This is a genomic window from Candidatus Coatesbacteria bacterium (genome assembly GCA_014728225.1).
Lineage (GTDB): Bacteria > RBG-13-66-14 > RBG-13-66-14 > RBG-13-66-14 > RBG-13-66-14 > WJLX01.
Genome location: WJLX01000157.1, coordinates 1 through 15,367, shown reverse-complemented (window position 1 = coordinate 15,367; position 15,367 = coordinate 1). Strand labels below are relative to the sequence as shown.

The window sequence follows — 15,367 nt, the reverse complement described above, 5'->3', positions numbered from 1 at the left end:
GAAGATTTGATGGCGCTCAGGCCCTCGCCGCTACGGAGTAGCCTTGATACCGCCCCAACTGGCGGTCTCGACGGGGCCGCCCGTGTACTGGATGACCAGTCTGGGGCGCTGGTCGGCTTGATCGTATTCGCGTGAATAGAAGCTGAAGCCGCCCGCGACGGTGGTGGTCTGGGTGATGTAGAAGCCGTAGTTGGGATAGGTTCCGGCTATCCAGTCCTCGATGAACTCGCTGACGTCCAGGTTCAGCCAGGTTTCCCCGGCGGGGGCGGCGAAAACCAGCTCATCAGCGGTGTCGCAGCCTGGCTTGTTGTCCCAGGCGACGGCGGCCTCGTCCCAGTCCGCCGCGGTCAGGTAGAGGTAGTTGTCGGCGGGCGGCGTGTCCCAGTTCTGGAAGCAGTAGAGCTGTAGCTCGGCGGAGCTGACGTCGATATCGCTGGAGGGGCTCAGGTCGAAGTGAACCAGAGCGTCGACGCAGCCGCGATCATAACCCATTGAAACGTTGATCCAGTCCCCGCGGGGAAAACTGGGCGAGTAAGCCATGACGTAGGAGTCGGCGTCGGGGTCGAGGGTGACTTCGGCGGCGGCGGCCGGGGCGGCCCAGAGAGTGACGACGAGCAACAGGCTGTAAAGTCTGATCTTCATGCGGGTTGACCTCGTTAATGGGCTGTTGCCGATTGTTGCCTGAGTGTGGACTTAGAGGAAGAAAGTCAGACGACGGCCTGGTGTTACGCGGGAGAAGCCACGAGGCGGCCGGGGGATGCGGGCCTTGCTCAGGCCCCAAAGCGGCCGACGGTCGCAGTTGCGGGTGAGAGCGTCTTCATCCACGCGGCGCGGGTTCGTGACATCGCCAAACCCCAGGGTCGATAGGGTCGATTCCGCCGATGCCAAGACTGCGAATGCCCGATCTGCGTTAGTCGCCGTCGGCTCGTCGTCTTGAGCGAGCAGTAAAAACGTGCAGTCGATCGCGGCGCCGCTCAAGTGTCTAAACAAAAAAACAACGCCATTGTATTCCATTTTTCCAGGTTCGGCAATCGGTTTTCTTCAAGCCGGCGGTTGACGGCTAGGCGACGCCTCCGTCGTCATGAGCCCGTCTTGCCGCCGGGCGGGCGCTGTGCTAATATCGCCGGTGTTCAGGCCGTGAAATCCATCACCACCGAGGCCCGCCATGCTCTACCGCGACGGCGTACCCACCCCCGAGGACCTGAAGCGCGTCATCCCTTCCCGCGAGCGCCTCGAGCGCGGCCCCGCGGCCGTTTTCGAGTGCTTCCAGCACATCCCCTGCGATCCCTGCCACACCTCCTGTTCGAGCTGCGCCGTACTGCCCTTCGAGGACATCAACGAGCTGCCGCGGGTCGACCTCGAGAAATGCACGGGCTGCGGGATCTGCGTGGCCGCCTGTCCCGGACTGGCGGTCTTCATCATCGACCTGACCGCCGGCGGTCCGGGGCGCGCCGTGGTCCAGGTTCCCTGGGAGTTCCTCCCCGTGCCCGAGAAGGGCGAGGCCGTCAAGCTAACCGACCGCGCCGGGGAGATCATCGGCGACGGCGTCTGCCGCAAGGCCGTGCGCTTCAAGGACCGCACCTGGGTGCTGCACCTCGAGGTTCCCGCGGAGTCGGCTCTCGAGGCCCGGGGCATCAGCCTGCCGGCCCTGCGGGAAGCCCGCCGTGCGGCCGCCTCTGACGAATAAGCCCATGAACGACGACGAGATCATCATCTGCCGCTGCGAGGACGTCTCCCTGGCCGAGATCAAGGAGGCCGTCGCCCGCGGTTACACCACCGTCGACGAGATCAAGCACTACCTGCGCGCCGGGATGGGACCCTGCCAGGGGCGTACCTGCGGTCACCTGATCGCGGGCATCATCCGCCGCGAGACGGGCAGGAGCGTCGAAGAGGTCTGGCCGATGCGCGCCCGCCCGCCCTACCATCCCGTCGACCTCGGTCTGCCGACACGGGAGGACGCCGATGGTTGAGCGCGCCCGCGACGTGGTGATCATCGGCGCCGGGGTGCTGGGTTGCGCCGTGGGGTACGAGCTGACCCGGCGCGGCGTCGACGACGTGCTGATCCTCGACCGGGGCTACGTCTCCGGCGGGGCCACCGGACGCTGCGGCGCCGGGGTGCGCCAACAGTGGGGCCTGGAGATGAACTGCCGCCTGGCCAAGCGCTCCGTCGACCGCTTCGTCGGTCTGGCGGAGGAACTGGGCGAGGACATCGAGTTCGAGCAGGGCGGCTACCTGATCCTGGCCTACGGCGAGGATGAGGTCGCGGTCTTCGGCAAGAACATCGAGCTGCAGAACTCCCTGGACATCCCCTCGCGCCTGGTCACCCCCGAGGAGGCCCGGGAGATCGTCCCGGTGCTCAACATCGCGGGCCTGAGCGCGGCGGCCTGGTGTCCCACCGACGGCCACGGCAACCCCTTCAAGACCAACTACGCCTACGCCCACGCCGCCCTGCGCAACGGTTGCACTCTCAGGACCTTCGAAGAGGTCATCGGGATCGAAACGGGCGACGACGGCGTGCGCGCCGTGGTGACGGACATCGGCCGCTATCCCACGCGGAAGGTGGTCAACTGCGCCGGGGGCTGGGCCGCCGCGATCGCCGAGCTGGCCGGTCTGCAGATCCCCGTCGTACCCGAGCGGCATCAGATCCTGGTCACCGAGCCCTACGAACGCCTGTTCGAACCCATGGTCATCAGCTTCCGCCACCACCTCTACTGCCAGCAGGTGGTCCACGGGGCCTTCCTGATGGGCCTGGGGATGCCCGAGGAGCCCGGTGTCGACCAGTCCTCGAGCTGGGAGTTCCTCGAGGCCATGGCGCGGATGAGCACCCACATTCTGCCTTTCCTCAAAGACGTCAAAGTCGTGCGCCAGTGGGCCGGGCTCTACGCCATGACCCCGGACGCCCAGCCGATCCTCGGCGAGCATCCCGACCTCGACGGCTTCTACAACGCCGTCGGCTTCTCCGGCCACGGCTACATGATCGCCCCGGCCACCGCCGAGCTGCTGGCCGCGGAACTCGAGTCCGGCCGCCGCCCCGAGCTGATCGAGCCTCTGGACGCCGGGCGCTTCTCCCGGGGCGAGCTGGTGCTGGAGCCCAACGTGGTTTGAGATCCTGCGGGGCGCGATTGCAGGCCCGCCCGCGCTATGCTCTGCTCCCCCAGGGGTCGACCGGTCGGTCGGCCCGTTTCTTCGGCCGTACTCCATGGGCGGTGACAAGCAAACGGGAGGACCTCAAGGTCCTCCCCTGGACAACGCAAGACGAGCTACTGCGCTACTCGTCCACCTCCAGCGCCGCTTCGTCGTCGATCATCCACTCGCGCCCGTTCTCGATGAAGGGGTCCTCGACCTCCGTCGTGTCTGCGTCCTCGCCCGCCGGTTCCTCCGCCGGCGGCTCGCCGTGAACCAGGGCCATCACCGCGCCGCCCGCCGTGGTCACCACCAACATGCCGTCGATGCGCGCCAGGGACAGCACGGCGCGCTCGGTCTCCCAGACGTACTCCAGCTCGGCGCCGGGACCGCCGCTCAGCGAATAGGCCTCCAGATCGCCCTCGGCCCGGGAGATCCAGACCCGGTCGCCCGCCCAGAGTGGCGGCGTCAGCGTCACCCCGTCGGGGGGCAGCAGAACCCGATCCTCTTCCAAGGCCGCCCAGAGCTGCAGCTCGCCGTTGCGTCCCAGGGCCAGCACATTCAGGCCGTCGGCGGCCAAGCCCGCCGGTGGGGCTCCCAGAGCCCGGCCGAAGGGAACCACCTGCGCCGTCGCCGGATCGTAGGCCATCCCCTCGCCCGTCCGGTTGGCCCAGGCCGTCGAGCCGTCGTCCAACAACAGCGGACCGGCGGCCGGCTCGTCGTAGAAGGTCCACTCCCGCGAGCGGGACGGCGACCAAAACGCCCCGCCCTCGGGACCCATCAGCAACAGGTGGGGTTCACCCTCCAACAGCACCGGAGGGCCCGCAGCGGGACGGCCGGGCAGCTCATGCCGCTCGACCAGCTCGCCCTCCCGAACGCTGACCCGCAGCAGCTCACGGCTGGTGACCACCCAGACCCCGTCCGGGTCGGCGACGAGGTGCCGGGGGGATTCCTCGGGCGCCCGAGCCCAGTAACGACTGCCCGTCGACAGATCCAGGCACCAGACCTGGGCCAGGGGCAGATCGAAGGACAGGTAGACGCGATCGCCGACGATCTGGGGCGGACCGTTGGGCGTGGCCGTCATCTCCCAGCTCCACAGCTCTTCCCCCGTCGCGGCGTCCAGGCCGATGATCTGCTCGTTGAGACCCGTCAGCACGAGCACGCCGGCATTCCCGACGACGCCCCAGGGACAGATGAGACCCTCGTGACGCCAAGACTCCACCAGGGGCGGCGCCGGCCCCTCGACGCTGAAGTTGCGCCGCTGCAAATCGCCCCCCGCCGCCGTCCAGCCGCCGAAGGCCGAACTCGGCTCCAGACCGTCGTAGCGGTGGCCGTTGCAGCCGGCGACCACTAACGCGGCCGCCGACAACAACAGCAGCTTACAACCGCAGCTGCGCATTATCCTCCCCGCCGTCGAGCAGCTCGAGGAACGCCGGATCCGCCAGTTGGGGAATACGAACGGCGTACAACGGACCCTCGGCGTGCAGCAGGTTGTAGGGCCGGGCCAGGAAACCCGCCAGGGCGTCGGCCTCGTCGTCGGCGGCGACCAGATCCAGCACCCGGACGCCGCGCGGCCTCAGCGGCACATCGTCCAGGTGGCGGTAATCGCCGAAAATGGCGTAGTGGGGCATCTTCTCCTTTGACAAACTACCGCGATCACACCCGCAGTCTAGCAGTATTGAACCTGAATACCCAACCCCATCTCGGCTACGCCCCACAAAGCCACCGGGTTTCAGCAAAACCCAGATCGAGCAGCGGACAGCTCCGGCAACGGGGTCCGCGCTTGGCGCAGTGAACCTTGGCCAACCGAACAAGCAGGGCATGCAACTCGTTGTAAACCCCCGCGTCCCGGGACAGCCCGCCGGTGAACAGCTTCGCCAAATCGTCGTAGCCCGCCCCGGCGGCGCACCAGCCATGCCTCACCGCCGCCCGGCGGGTATAGGCGTCGACGACGAAAACCGGTCTACCCAGGGCGTAGCACAGGATCGAATCCGCCGTCTCCGGGCCCACACCCCACAAACGCAACAGCTCCCCGCGCAGCTCCATAGTCGTCCGCCCCGCCAGTTCCGTAAGGTCACCGCCCGCCTCCCGCTCCAGCCAGGCGAAGAAAATGCGCAGCTTGCGCGCCTTCTGGTTGAAGTACCCCGCCGGGCGGATCAGCTCCGCCAGCCGCCCCTCCGACAGAACACGGAGCCGCTCGTATTCCAACCCCGTCTCACGCCGCAAACCCGCCAACGCCCGGCGCACGTTGCCCCAGTTGGTGTTCTGGGTCAGGATCGCCCCCAGACAGACCTCCAGGGGCGTAGCCGCCGGCCACCAGCCCTGGGGGCCGAAGCGCAGCAACAACCGCTCGTAGACTTCGACAGGCTTCATCGTGGTCCGGGTTTACCCCCGGCCGGACCCGCGCCCGCCGCTCCCGGCGACGACGCTGGCTCTCCCCGGCCGGAGTTGGCACGGTTTTTGCGGAGGCGACACCGGCGGGAGTTTCGCGCGCTCGCCGAGATGCAAAAACCGTGCCAACTCCGGCAAGCGCGGCGCCCGGGCGCCGCGATGCTTTCCTCGACGGGCGCGGGTCCGGTCCTCAGAAGGCGGTGCCGCTGAGCAGGTGGAACAGACCCAGGCCGATGAAGATGACACCGCTGATCAGGACGAGGATGTCGGCGAAGCGTCGCATCTGGGCGTAGCGGCTCAGCAGGCCGGTGAAGGTCAGCGGGATGAACCATACCGTGGTGCCGAAGAAGAAGGCCAGGAAGAAGATCACGGCGGAGAGCAGGCCGCCGGTGGCTCCGGCGCCGAGGATGGCGGCGACGAAGGGTGGGCAGAGGGAGAGTCCGGTGGCCAGGCCGACGACGAAGGCCGCCGGGGGATTCTGTTCTTTTTCCCGCAGTTTCTTGCAGATCGACAGCCGGGGGAAGTTTTTCAGGATGCCGAAGGCCAGCATCAGGGTCCCGGCCAGCAGCTCGCCGACGGCGGGCAGCCAGGCGAGCTCGTTGAGCATCTCCCGGCTGAGCTCGACGAGCAGGCCGACGATGGCGCCGACGGCCAGGTAGCCCAACAGGCGGCCCAGGCTGAAACGGATGAAGAAACGGAAGGCGCCGGCGAGTTCGCGCCGTTCTTCGGAAAGCAGCAGGGGTACGTAGAAGGCGCCGATGCCGATCAGGCAGGTCGGGCCGACGGCCAGGCCGAGGAGCAGGGCGCCGCCGATGCTCTCCAGGGTCACGGTTTTCCCTTCGGTTGCGGGCGAGCGGACCCATTGTAACGCCCCCGCTCGGGTGGCGCAAGCAGGTCCGCGCAGGCGGCTGCCTTGGTTTGGACCGGCCTTTGGTGTACAATCTTTCGCGGAGGTAACTGGCGATGGCGAAAGCGGTTGGTTTGATCCTGGCGGCGGGCGGTGTCGGGCGGCGCTTCGGCGGCGAGTTGCCCAAGCAGTTCGAGCCGCTGGGGATGAGTTCGGTGCTGCGCTTGGCGACCAACCGGCTGCTGGCGCGGGGCGATTTCGCCCGGCTGGCGGTCACCGCGCCGCAGGGTTACGAGAGCCGGACGGCCCTCGAGCTCAGCGCCCTGGGGCGGACGTTCAACGTCGTCACCGGCGGTCAGACCCGGTGGCGCTCGGTGGCCAACGCCCTGGACGCCCTGGGCGGGGTCGATGTGGTGGTCGTCCATGACGCCGCCCGTCCCTTCGTCACCCGCCGGGTCCTGGATGATTGCCTGGCCGCCGTAGCGGTCGACGGCGCCGCGGCGGCGGCCCTGCCGGCGACGGACACGGTCAAGCTGACCGACGACGCCGGCCTGGTCGAGCGGACCCTGGACCGGCGCCGGGTCTGGCTGGTGCAAACGCCCCAGTGTTTCGACTACGCGCTGTTGCGCGACTGCTACTCCCGGGACGAGGATTGGCTCGCCGGAGCCACCGACGACGCCTCGCTGGTGGAGAAGCTGGGCCGGCCGGTGCGCCTGGTTACGGGGCACCGCCAGCTGTTCAAGCTCACCAGCCGCGATGACCTGAGCTACGCGGAGTACCTGCTGGCCAAAGGGAGGGTCGAGGATTGACACGCCGCGCCGAGTACTGGACCGCGCTGGAGGACGACCGCGTCGTCTGCGAGCTGTGCCCCCACCGCTGCCGCATCGCCCCGGGGGACGCCGGTATGTGTCGGATCCGTGTGAACCGCGACGGTGAGCTGATCGCCGCCGCCCATGGTCAGGCGATCGGCCTGTCGCTGGATCCGATCGAAAAGAAGCCCCTCTACCACTTCCATCCCGGCAAGGCCATCCTCTCCCTGGGCCCCAACGGCTGCAACCTGCGCTGCGATTACTGCCAGAACTGGCGCTCCAGCCAAACCGCGGTTCCGACGCGAAACCTCGAACCCGCCGAGCTGGCCGAAACGGCGGATCGTCCCGGCAACCTCGGCGCGGCCTTCACCTATACCGAGCCCTTGATCTGGTTCGAGTACATCAAGGACTGCGCCGGTCCGCTGCACCAGCGAGATCTCCAGGTGGTCTGCGTCTCCAACGCCTTCATTGAACCCGAGCCCCTGGATGAGCTGCTGGGTTTCGTCGACGCCTTCAACTTCGACCTCAAGAGTATGCGTGAGGGCTTCTACCGGCTGATCTGCAAGGGCGAGCTGGACCCGGTGCTGCGGACGATCGAGACGGCGATCGCCTCGCCGACCCACGTCGAGGTCACCTACCTGGTGATCAACTCCGAGAACGACGGCGACGACGAACTCAAACGCCTGGCCGCCTGGCTGGCCGAACGTGATCCGCGCACGCCGTTGCACCTGTCGCGCTATTTCCCCGCCTGGCGCCGCGAAGACCCGCCGACGCCGGCCGAGCGCCTCGAGCGGGCCTGGGAAATCGCCCGAACGGCCGGGTTGGAATACGTCTATCTGGGCAACCTGAACGCTGACAGCCGCTACACCGACACCCGCTGCCCGGAGTGCGGCGCAGTGCTGGTGCGTCGCGGCGGGCTCCGCACGACCACGGCCGCCCTCGAGGGCGACCGCTGCTCGGCCTGCGGCACCGCGGCCGATTTCGTCACCGGTTCGAGGTAGCAAGATGGACCAAAGCAGGCCGACCAGCGCAACCGGAATCCACCTGGGCCACTTCCTCTGGCCCGTTCTGTGGGTCGTCATCGCCAACGCCCTGGCAGTGGGGCTCAACGTGGCCCTGATGATGACCACCCCCCTGGAGCCCATCGCCCAACTGACCAACCAGGCTCTGACCGAACGCTTCGGGTTGGTCATGACGATTGGTAACATCTACAGCATCGTCATCTTTCCCATCGTGGTCGGGTTGATAATCTGGCACCAGTGGCCGGTGCTAAAGTCAATCAAACGCCTGCGCCGTCAGGGTGAGGCGCCGGGGTCCAAGGCCCGTCGCCGCCTGCTGCGCTTTCCTCTGATCGCCGCCCTGCTCTCCGGTCTGGCCTGGCTTGTGCCCCTGCTGCTGTTCACCGTGCTGTTGCCCAGCCTGGCCCGGGGCGGCCTGACATTCATCGGCCAGCGGGCGATGATGCTGGTCTTCGTCGGGCTGCTGGCCTCGTCGGTGGCCTACTACGGCTCCTTCTGGGCCCTGACCAGCCTGATCCGGGCCTTCTTCCCCGACGGCCACCTCGCCGAGCGCAGCGGTCTCAAGCCCGCCAACACCCGCAGCCGCTTGAACTACTTCTACATCCTCGTCGGCGCCCTGCCCCTGACGGTGATGTGGCTGTACCTCTACTTCTACGACACCGACAATCCGTTGTTGCCGCCCTTGGCGATCATCGCCGGCCTGGCCCTGCTGCTGGGCGGTTGGACCGCCGACTCCCTGATCATCCGTCTGACCCGCCAGCTCAAACAAGCCTCCGAGGTCGCCGGCGAGGTCCGCGACGGCAGCCTCGACGGCCGCATCGCCGTCACCAGCCGCGACGAGGCCGGCCGCCTCGGCGACGGCATCAACGAGATGATCGACGGCCTGGTCGAGCGCGAGCGCATGCGCGAGGTCTTCGGCCGCTACGTCTCCCCGGCGGTGCGCGACCGTCTGCTCGCCGAAGCGCCCAGGCTCGGCGGTGAGCTGCGCCAGGTCACCGTCCTGTTCGCCGACATCCGCGACTTCACCGTCATCAGCGGCAGACTGGAACCCCAACGCTTGGTCGGGCTGCTCAACCGCTACTTCGCCACCACCGTCGCCGTCGTCGACGAGTACCACGGCTACGTCAACAAATTCATCGGCGACGCCGTGATGGCCGTCTTCGGCGCACCCCTCGAGGACCCGGAGCACACCCGCCGAGCCCTGGAGTGCGCCCGGGAGATGGTCCGCCGGATCGAGGCCCTCAACGACACCGGCGAGATGGAGGTCCGGCTGCGCGCCGGTATCGGCCTGCACACCGGCCAAGTCGTCGCCGGCAATATCGGCGCCCCCAACCGCTTCGAGTACACCGTCATCGGCGAGCCCGTCAACGTCGCCAGCCGGATCCAGGGACTGTCCGCCGAGCTGGGACGGCCCGTCCTGGCCTCCGCCGCCGTCAACGAGGCCTGCGGCTGCCCCCTCGACTACCTGGGCCAGTACGAGCTCAAGGGCCTGGAAGAAACCCAACGGGTCTACGCGGGCTGAGACCGCCCGCCGCGACCGTTGAAGAGCACCAGCCCCCCGCCGCGCTACGCGAGAGCCCCGCCCGGAACTGGCACGGTTTTTGCGGAGGCGCCCCGTTACACTCGCTCCAACGGTCGCCGAGATGCAAAAACCGTGCCAGTTCCGGGCGGGGCGAGGCGGGCGGCAACCGCGTCGGTTTTCAACGGCCGCGGCGGGCGCGGCCGGGGACGGTAGCGGAATGGTCGAGGTCGTGCGCGATCCCTGTCGTTTTGGCGATGTCCAACCTTCGCCCCGTCACCGGCTGCTCCACGAGCCGACCGCGGTGCCCTGCTTTCTCGCCCTGACCGACCGCACCGCTCTCGGACCGTCCTGCCTCTTGGTGTCTGGACGCATCCTGCCGGCGACGATCGGACTGACGGCGATCCTCGTCCTGGCCGGTTAAGCCCAGGGCGTCGTGCACTTGGAGTTCGCCGCGACGAGCTCCTTGTCGTTGACCGTTCCCTGGGCCGTCACGGCCGTCGTGCTCGGCCGACGGCCGATACACGCAACCGCCTCATTAGCGAAGAAGCCATGATGAAGAAGAGCTACCGCATCGCCCTGGTCTTCGGCGGCCGCTCGGGAGAGCACGAGGTCTCCCTCTCCTCGGCGCGCTCCTTTCTCGAGGCCGTGGATACGACGCGGTTCGAGATCGTCCCCGTCGGTGTCACTCTTTCCGGACGCTGGTTCACGGGTCCCAACATCCTCGAGCAGCTCACCGAGCGGGCCGCCCTGGGCACGGTGCCCGGCGAGTCCCTGCCCACGGACTGGCTGGGTCTGGAGTCGGTGCCGCCGGTCCCCGAGCCCGTCGACATCCCCCGCCCCCCGGAGCGGCCCCACGTCCTGGCCGATGTCGACGTGGTCTTCAACCTGATCCACGGCACCTACGGCGAGGACGGCTGTCTGCAAGGCCTGTTCGAGCTGCTGAACGTGCCCTACGTCGGCTCCGGTGTTCTCGGCTCGGCGGTGGCGATGGACAAGCTGATCTGCAAGCCGATCCTCAAGGCCGCCGGTCTCGAGGTCGTCGATCACCAGGGGGTCACCCGGGGGGAGCTGGAGCGCGACCGCCGCGCCGTCATCGACCGGCTGGAGTCCAACCTGCCCTACCCGATGTTCGTCAAGCCGGCCAACCTGGGCTCCTCGGTGGGCGTACGCAAGGCTCGGGGGCGGGACGAGCTCAGCGCCGCCCTGGACACCGCCGCGGCCTACGACCGGCGGTTGATCGTCGAGCGCGCCGTGGTCGGCCACGAGCTGGAATGCGCCGTGCTGGGCAACGACGACCCGCGGGCCAGCGTGGCCGGCGAGATCCAGCCCGCCGGCGAGTTCTACGACTACGACTCGAAGTACGTCCTCGAGTCGGAGCTGCTGATCCCCGCCCCTTGCGTGGACGAGGAGCTGCTGTCGCGCATCCGGCGCGACGCCGTGACCGCCTTTCGCGCCCTGGACTGCGCCGGGCTGGCCCGGGTGGATATGTTCCTCGAGACGGCCACCGACAAGCTGTACCTCAACGAGGTCAACACCCTGCCCGGCTTCACCCCCATCAGCATGTACCCCAAGCTGTGGCAGGCCAGCGGGTTGAGTTATAATCAACTGGTCGAGCGCCTGATCGAGTTGGCCCTCGAGCGCTACGCCGACGCCAAGCGCAATCTGCACCGCTACCTCTAACCCCGGGAGGAGAGATGCTGGACCCCCAGGAGATCGGCCGCTCCAAGTTCTTCGCCGCGCTGACCGAGGCCGAGCTGCGCGACGTGGCCGCCCTGATGCAGAAGGTCGAGTTCCCCGCCGGCTCCACCATCTTCAACCAGGGCGACATCGGCGATCGCTTCTACTACATCGCCCGCGGCACGGTGCAGGTCTGGCTCAAGCTGCCCGACGGCGGCTCCCGGGAGCTGGCCGCCCTCGGTCCGGGACAGTACTTCGGCGAGCTGGCTCTGCTCGATGATCTGCCCCGCTCCGCCGACGTGGTCTGCGGCGAGGAGAGCCAACTGTGGTCCCTGCAGCGCGAGGACTTCATCAACCTGCTGCGCGGCAACATCAACCTGGCCATCAAGCTGTTGCAGGTCCTGGCCCGGCGGCTGCGCCAGGCCAATCGCCAGATCCAGGATCTCTCCGCCCTCTGACCCTTGACCCCGGCCCCCCTTTTTGCTACATTCTCACTCCGCTAGGCAACGAGGCGCTAGCTCAGTTGGTAGAGCAACGGCCTTTTAAGCCGTGGGTCCTGGGTTCGACCCCCAGGCGCCTCACCAGGTCGAATCGACTGGTGGGCTAAGCAGGTGGGCTAAGCTGGTGGGCTAAGCAGATGGGCTAAGCTGGTGGGCTAAGCAGATGGGCGAAGCTAGTGGGCTAAACTGGTGGACGAAGCTAATGGGCTATGCAGGTGGGCTAAGCTGGTGGGCTAAACTGGTGGACTAAGCAGGCGAGCGAAGCTGGTGAGCTAAGCTGGTGGACTAAGCAGGCGAGCGAAGCTGGTGAGCTAAGCTGGTGGGCCATACCAGGGGGCTAACCTTATTGGTCAGATAGCCAGGTCGACTGAAAGTCGGCAGCATGTTCGATCACCCGGCTCAGGGACAACAAGAGCCGCCGCGACCACACCGAAGCGTCACGACCCGTCAGCGCCAACGCACTGATAGCTTGCCCCTCACGGGGAACCCGGCCCCATCGTCCAGTGGTTTAGGACACCGCCCTTTCACGGCGGCGACACGAGTTCGAATCTCGTTGGGGTCACCACTTATCTCAAGCGGGCAGCCGGAAACGGCCGCCCGTTTTGGTATATACTACAACCGCTGTTGAGACACTGTTTATTTTATCCGGCGCGGCAGCTTCCCGTTCCCGGATCATGACCAAAGGAGCGCCATGAAACGGCTCCCGGTATTCGTTACCGTCGTCCTGACGACGGTCCTGGCCCTCGGCGCCGCCGCCCAGACCCGCATCCTGGTCACCGAGGTCAGCGGCGTCGTCGAACGCGTCGACACCAACCCCGACGAGCGCCTGGCCCGGGGCGACTGGCTGCCCGAGGGCGCCGAGGTCCAAACCGGCGAGCGCTCCCGCGTCACCCTGCGCGTCCCCGGCGGTTCCTACCTGCGGCTGTCCGGCAACTCGCGCATCCGCCTGGACAACCTCGGCTCGCCCAGCGGCCCGACCCGGGGCGAGTTCCACATCAGTCGCGGCCTGTCCGCCGTGGTCGTCGCGACGGATCTCGACCAGCGCTTCGTCGTCACCACCCCCACCTCCAGCGCCGCCGTCCGCGGCACCGTCTTCTTCGTCGGTGTCGACGAGGCGCAGAACCTCGGCTGGGTCTGCGGCTTGGCCGGCGAGGTCGAGGTCGAAATCAGCAACCAGGAGGAGACCTTCGCCGTCACCCCCAACTGGGGTGTGTGGTTCGAGGAGGGCTCCGGGGTGATCGTCGCCGCCCGCGAGCTGACCGAGGAGGAGCGGCAGAGCTACTACCTGCTGGCCGGCGAGGCGGGCGTCATCGGCGGTCTCGAGGCCGCCGAGATCGAGCAACATCTGGAGCGCGCCGCCGAGGACCGGCGGGTAAGCGACGATTACTGAACCGCGGGGCCGCGCCGATGGTGAAGTTGCACGACGGAACCTGATTAACCCGCCCGGGTCTTGCCGCAATGTGCCGGGCCGGCACGGTTGTTGCATTGACGACGGACCTGCGTCGGTCCGTCGTCGCAACAACCGCGCCGGCCCTGGGTTCTCGGCGGGTCATACCCCACTGACGCCAGGTAAGACGGGCGGCTGGTGACAGCCGCCCTTACGGGTTCCGCGGCGGTCTTGGCCGCCCTGCTGCCGTCCTGCTGCAGGTGGGGTTTTTAAATCCCGCCCGAGTGCCGCAAACAACAACTCGTTACCGGCCGATGACGACCCGGCGGCTGAGCGCCGCGCCCGCCGTCTCCAACCGCAGCAGATACACACCGCTCGACTCCCCGGCGCAGTCCCAGTTTACGGTGTGCCGCCCGGCGGCCAGCTCGCCCTCGCTCAGCGTCGCCACCCGGCGCCCGGCCAGGTCATAGACGCTCAGGCTGACGCGCTGAGCCTGCGGCAGCGTGAAGGCGACGCTGACGCTGTTATCCGCCGGGTTGGGCCAGGGCTCGTCGAGGGTCAAGCGGTGCGTCTCTTCGGGCACCACGACGGCCTCCGTCGGCCCAAATCTTTGCACCTGGCCCGCGTTATCCGTGGCCTCCAGCCAGTAGACATAGCTCTCGCCGGGGGACACGCCCCGATCCAGCCAGCGGCTGGTCGAGCCGTCCAGCGAGCCACTGATTGCCACGGGATCATCCACCCCGCGCAGGACACGGACGGAAGCGGGGAGGTCGCCGGTGACCGTCCAGGAGAGGAGTAAGCCAGCCGTTTCGACATGTGTTGTTAGTTCGATATCTTCAACTGGATTCTCGTCTCCAAACCAGGCATACTTCAACATAATGTTATCAAAGTCAGCATATGAAATGTGGGGGTTATTGCTTGTATCTGTGTCAATTCCAGTATAGCCACCCACATCACCATAGGTATCTAGCGCATATCTTTCCCATAATCCACCATCGAAATATGCATACATTAAACTTCCATTAATTTCATCGTAATATGATATATGTATTTTATCTTCTGAGTCAACTGCTAAAGAGCAATATTTACCAACATTATTGACATCAATTGTCGATATATCCCATGCGCTATCACGATATGCATACTTAAGAGTGTTATTAGTGTCATCATAGTAACAAATGTGAGGAATATTATTAGTATCTACGTCTATCGATGCATATAGGCCAACTTCATCAGTTCCAGATTCAATAGCTTCATAATTCCATGTGGAGCCATTATAGTAAGCATAGTATAAATCATCACCACCTGACTGCTGGATTGCGTAGGCTACATGGATATGGTTTAACGAATCAACTACAATAGAGTTCCAGATACCGGCACCGTTAGTGTCATCGATTGTTTCCGAATACCAGTCGTATCCATCATAATAATAGTGCTTAAGATGAGCATCAGTATAGTCATCATAGTAGTAGTCAACAATGTGAGGCAATCCTGCCATATCTATATCTATTGAATTGTCTTGATGTAGATATATCATATCTATATGCTCAACTTGCCAACTTCCATCGTAATAGGAATGACGAATATAGTTTTCCCAAAGATAACCATTAGCATCAGATATATGAGGCACATTATTGTCATCTACTGTAAGACCATTATAGCCGTACACTAAATCATATATAATGTTCCAACTTTCATTTGTATTAGAAGCGTAAGTTGAGCAGCATAAAATATATGGATTATTATTGCTGTCTAGTTGCAAGTAGCCACAACTACGCGTTTGTTCACCTGTATAAGAACCGATTTCCTCAATGTGCCACTCATCAGCGGCTGTAACACTACTCACGATGATGAAAACAAACAATACTGTAAGCAACTTCTTCATCTTTGCTCCTTTTTAAGTTGGTTCATCAGTAGGTAAAACGAGAACAGGTATATTGTAATAGGGATCGCACACGATCATGGACCAATCAGGATGCTTTTTAGGTAGTCTATCATGCCGGGATCGTTTCTTTGGTTGAATCTGAACTCCATCTCCCTGATGAAGAGACTGAACTTGTGCTTGAAACCGCCGTGGTAGGCCTTTAGCCGT

The 15,367-nt window shown here is 65.2% G+C and carries 16 protein-coding genes and 2 tRNA genes; 12 read left to right on the top strand and 6 right to left on the bottom strand.

The annotated features are described in order from the left end of the window. Positions 1–30: 30 nt before the first annotated feature. Positions 31–642: a DNRLRE domain-containing protein gene (locus GF399_11300; GenBank protein MBD3400897.1), complete on the bottom strand. Its 612-nt coding sequence runs from the start codon at positions 640–642 to the stop codon at positions 31–33. Positions 643–1,165: 523 nt separating this feature from the next. On the opposite strand from GF399_11300, the gene GF399_11295 reads away from it, so the two are divergent. The 3 genes from GF399_11295 to GF399_11285 are packed head-to-tail and all read left to right on the top strand — an operon-like array spanning position 1,166 to position 3,105. Beyond that, a complete protein-coding gene (locus GF399_11295; protein MBD3400896.1) occupies positions 1,166–1,687 on the top strand; it encodes a 4Fe-4S ferredoxin in 522 nt (173 codons plus the stop codon). A gap of 4 nt (positions 1,688–1,691) precedes the next feature. Then, a complete protein-coding gene (locus tag GF399_11290) occupies positions 1,692–1,970 on the top strand; it encodes a (2Fe-2S)-binding protein (GenBank protein MBD3400895.1) in 279 nt (92 codons plus the stop codon). Beyond that, complete coding sequence (locus GF399_11285) at positions 1,963–3,105, top strand: FAD-dependent oxidoreductase (GenBank protein MBD3400894.1); 1,143 nt, start codon at positions 1,963–1,965, stop codon at positions 3,103–3,105. Before GF399_11290 ends, GF399_11285 begins: the two co-directional genes overlap by 8 nt. Before the next feature lie 163 nt (positions 3,106–3,268). Here GF399_11285 and GF399_11280 read toward each other — a convergent pair whose 3' ends face one another. The 4 genes from GF399_11280 to GF399_11265 all read right to left on the bottom strand — a co-directional run bounded on the left by GF399_11280 (position 3,269) and on the right by GF399_11265 (position 6,418). Then, complete coding sequence (locus tag GF399_11280; GenBank protein MBD3400893.1) at positions 3,269–4,522, bottom strand: PQQ-binding-like beta-propeller repeat protein; 1,254 nt, start codon at positions 4,520–4,522, stop codon at positions 3,269–3,271. Beyond that, the gene (locus GF399_11275; protein MBD3400892.1) at positions 4,503–4,754 is read right to left on the bottom strand and encodes a hypothetical protein; all 252 of its coding nucleotides are present in this window, start codon (positions 4,752–4,754) and stop codon (positions 4,503–4,505) included. The genes GF399_11280 and GF399_11275 overlap by 20 nt, the downstream gene beginning before the upstream one ends. A 76-nt stretch (positions 4,755–4,830) precedes the next feature. Beyond that, positions 4,831–5,496 (bottom strand): endonuclease III domain-containing protein, encoded by a 666-nt coding sequence (locus GF399_11270; GenBank protein ID MBD3400891.1) that lies wholly within the window; start codon positions 5,494–5,496, stop codon positions 4,831–4,833. 208 nt (positions 5,497–5,704) lie between these two features. Then, positions 5,705–6,418, bottom strand: a complete 714-nt coding sequence (locus GF399_11265; protein MBD3400890.1) for a hypothetical protein — start codon at positions 6,416–6,418, stop codon at positions 5,705–5,707. Between the two features lie 59 nt (positions 6,419–6,477). Here GF399_11265 and ispD point away from each other — a divergent pair, with 59 nt between their 5' ends. From ispD to GF399_11220, 9 genes are all read left to right on the top strand, one after another. Beyond that, positions 6,478–7,170 (top strand): 2-C-methyl-D-erythritol 4-phosphate cytidylyltransferase, encoded by a 693-nt coding sequence (ispD, locus tag GF399_11260; protein MBD3400889.1) that lies wholly within the window; start codon positions 6,478–6,480, stop codon positions 7,168–7,170. Then, a complete protein-coding gene (amrS, locus tag GF399_11255; GenBank protein MBD3400888.1) occupies positions 7,167–8,171 on the top strand; it encodes an AmmeMemoRadiSam system radical SAM enzyme in 1,005 nt (334 codons plus the stop codon). The genes ispD and amrS overlap by 4 nt, the downstream gene beginning before the upstream one ends. Positions 8,172–8,175: 4 nt before the next feature. Further along, on the top strand, positions 8,176–9,711 hold the full coding sequence (locus tag GF399_11250) for a HAMP domain-containing protein (protein ID MBD3400887.1): 1,536 nt from the start codon (positions 8,176–8,178) through the stop codon (positions 9,709–9,711). 217 nt (positions 9,712–9,928) lie between these two features. After that, positions 9,929–10,132, top strand: coding sequence for a hypothetical protein (locus GF399_11245; protein MBD3400886.1), 204 nt, complete (start codon positions 9,929–9,931; stop codon positions 10,130–10,132). Positions 10,133–10,263: 131 nt separating this feature from the next. Continuing rightward, positions 10,264–11,391: a D-alanine--D-alanine ligase gene (locus tag GF399_11240; GenBank protein MBD3400885.1), complete on the top strand. Its 1,128-nt coding sequence runs from the start codon at positions 10,264–10,266 to the stop codon at positions 11,389–11,391. Between the two features lie 14 nt (positions 11,392–11,405). Next, a complete protein-coding gene (locus tag GF399_11235; GenBank protein ID MBD3400884.1) occupies positions 11,406–11,846 on the top strand; it encodes a cyclic nucleotide-binding domain-containing protein in 441 nt (146 codons plus the stop codon). Positions 11,847–11,896: 50 nt separating this feature from the next. Next, positions 11,897–11,972: transfer RNA gene (locus GF399_11230), tRNA-Lys, on the top strand. Positions 11,973–12,377: 405 nt separating this feature from the next. Beyond that, positions 12,378–12,453, top strand: a tRNA-Glu gene (locus tag GF399_11225). 126 nt (positions 12,454–12,579) lie between these two features. Continuing rightward, positions 12,580–13,278, top strand: coding sequence for a hypothetical protein (locus GF399_11220; GenBank protein ID MBD3400883.1), 699 nt, complete (start codon positions 12,580–12,582; stop codon positions 13,276–13,278). Positions 13,279–13,579: 301 nt separating this feature from the next. Here GF399_11220 and GF399_11215 read toward each other — a convergent pair whose 3' ends face one another. Continuing rightward, positions 13,580–15,160 carry a T9SS type A sorting domain-containing protein gene (locus GF399_11215; protein MBD3400882.1) on the bottom strand — a complete coding sequence of 527 codons (1,581 nt, stop codon included), beginning with the start codon at positions 15,158–15,160 and terminating at the stop codon, positions 13,580–13,582. Positions 15,161–15,367: the final 207 nt, after the last annotated feature.

Bases quoted from the DNA above. Each gene is read 5' to 3' on its own strand.
- GF399_11300 (MBD3400897.1), bottom strand. From the start codon at position 642: ATGAAGATCAGACTTTACAGCCTGTTGCTCGTCGTCACTCTCTGGGCC.
- GF399_11295 (MBD3400896.1), top strand. From the start codon at position 1,166: ATGCTCTACCGCGACGGCGTACCCACCCCCGAGGACCTGAAGCGCGTC.
- GF399_11290 (MBD3400895.1), top strand. From the start codon at position 1,692: ATGAACGACGACGAGATCATCATCTGCCGCTGCGAGGACGTCTCCCTG.
- GF399_11285 (MBD3400894.1), top strand. From the start codon at position 1,963: ATGGTTGAGCGCGCCCGCGACGTGGTGATCATCGGCGCCGGGGTGCTG.
- GF399_11280 (MBD3400893.1), bottom strand. From the start codon at position 4,522: ATGCGCAGCTGCGGTTGTAAGCTGCTGTTGTTGTCGGCGGCCGCGTTA.
- GF399_11275 (MBD3400892.1), bottom strand. From the start codon at position 4,754: ATGCCCCACTACGCCATTTTCGGCGATTACCGCCACCTGGACGATGTG.
- GF399_11270 (MBD3400891.1), bottom strand. From the start codon at position 5,496: ATGAAGCCTGTCGAAGTCTACGAGCGGTTGTTGCTGCGCTTCGGCCCC.
- ispD (MBD3400889.1), top strand. From the start codon at position 6,478: ATGGCGAAAGCGGTTGGTTTGATCCTGGCGGCGGGCGGTGTCGGGCGG.
- GF399_11250 (MBD3400887.1), top strand. From the start codon at position 8,176: ATGGACCAAAGCAGGCCGACCAGCGCAACCGGAATCCACCTGGGCCAC.
- GF399_11245 (MBD3400886.1), top strand. From the start codon at position 9,929: ATGGTCGAGGTCGTGCGCGATCCCTGTCGTTTTGGCGATGTCCAACCT.
- GF399_11240 (MBD3400885.1), top strand. From the start codon at position 10,264: ATGAAGAAGAGCTACCGCATCGCCCTGGTCTTCGGCGGCCGCTCGGGA.
- GF399_11235 (MBD3400884.1), top strand. From the start codon at position 11,406: ATGCTGGACCCCCAGGAGATCGGCCGCTCCAAGTTCTTCGCCGCGCTG.
- GF399_11220 (MBD3400883.1), top strand. From the start codon at position 12,580: ATGAAACGGCTCCCGGTATTCGTTACCGTCGTCCTGACGACGGTCCTG.
- GF399_11215 (MBD3400882.1), bottom strand. From the start codon at position 15,160: ATGAAGAAGTTGCTTACAGTATTGTTTGTTTTCATCATCGTGAGTAGT.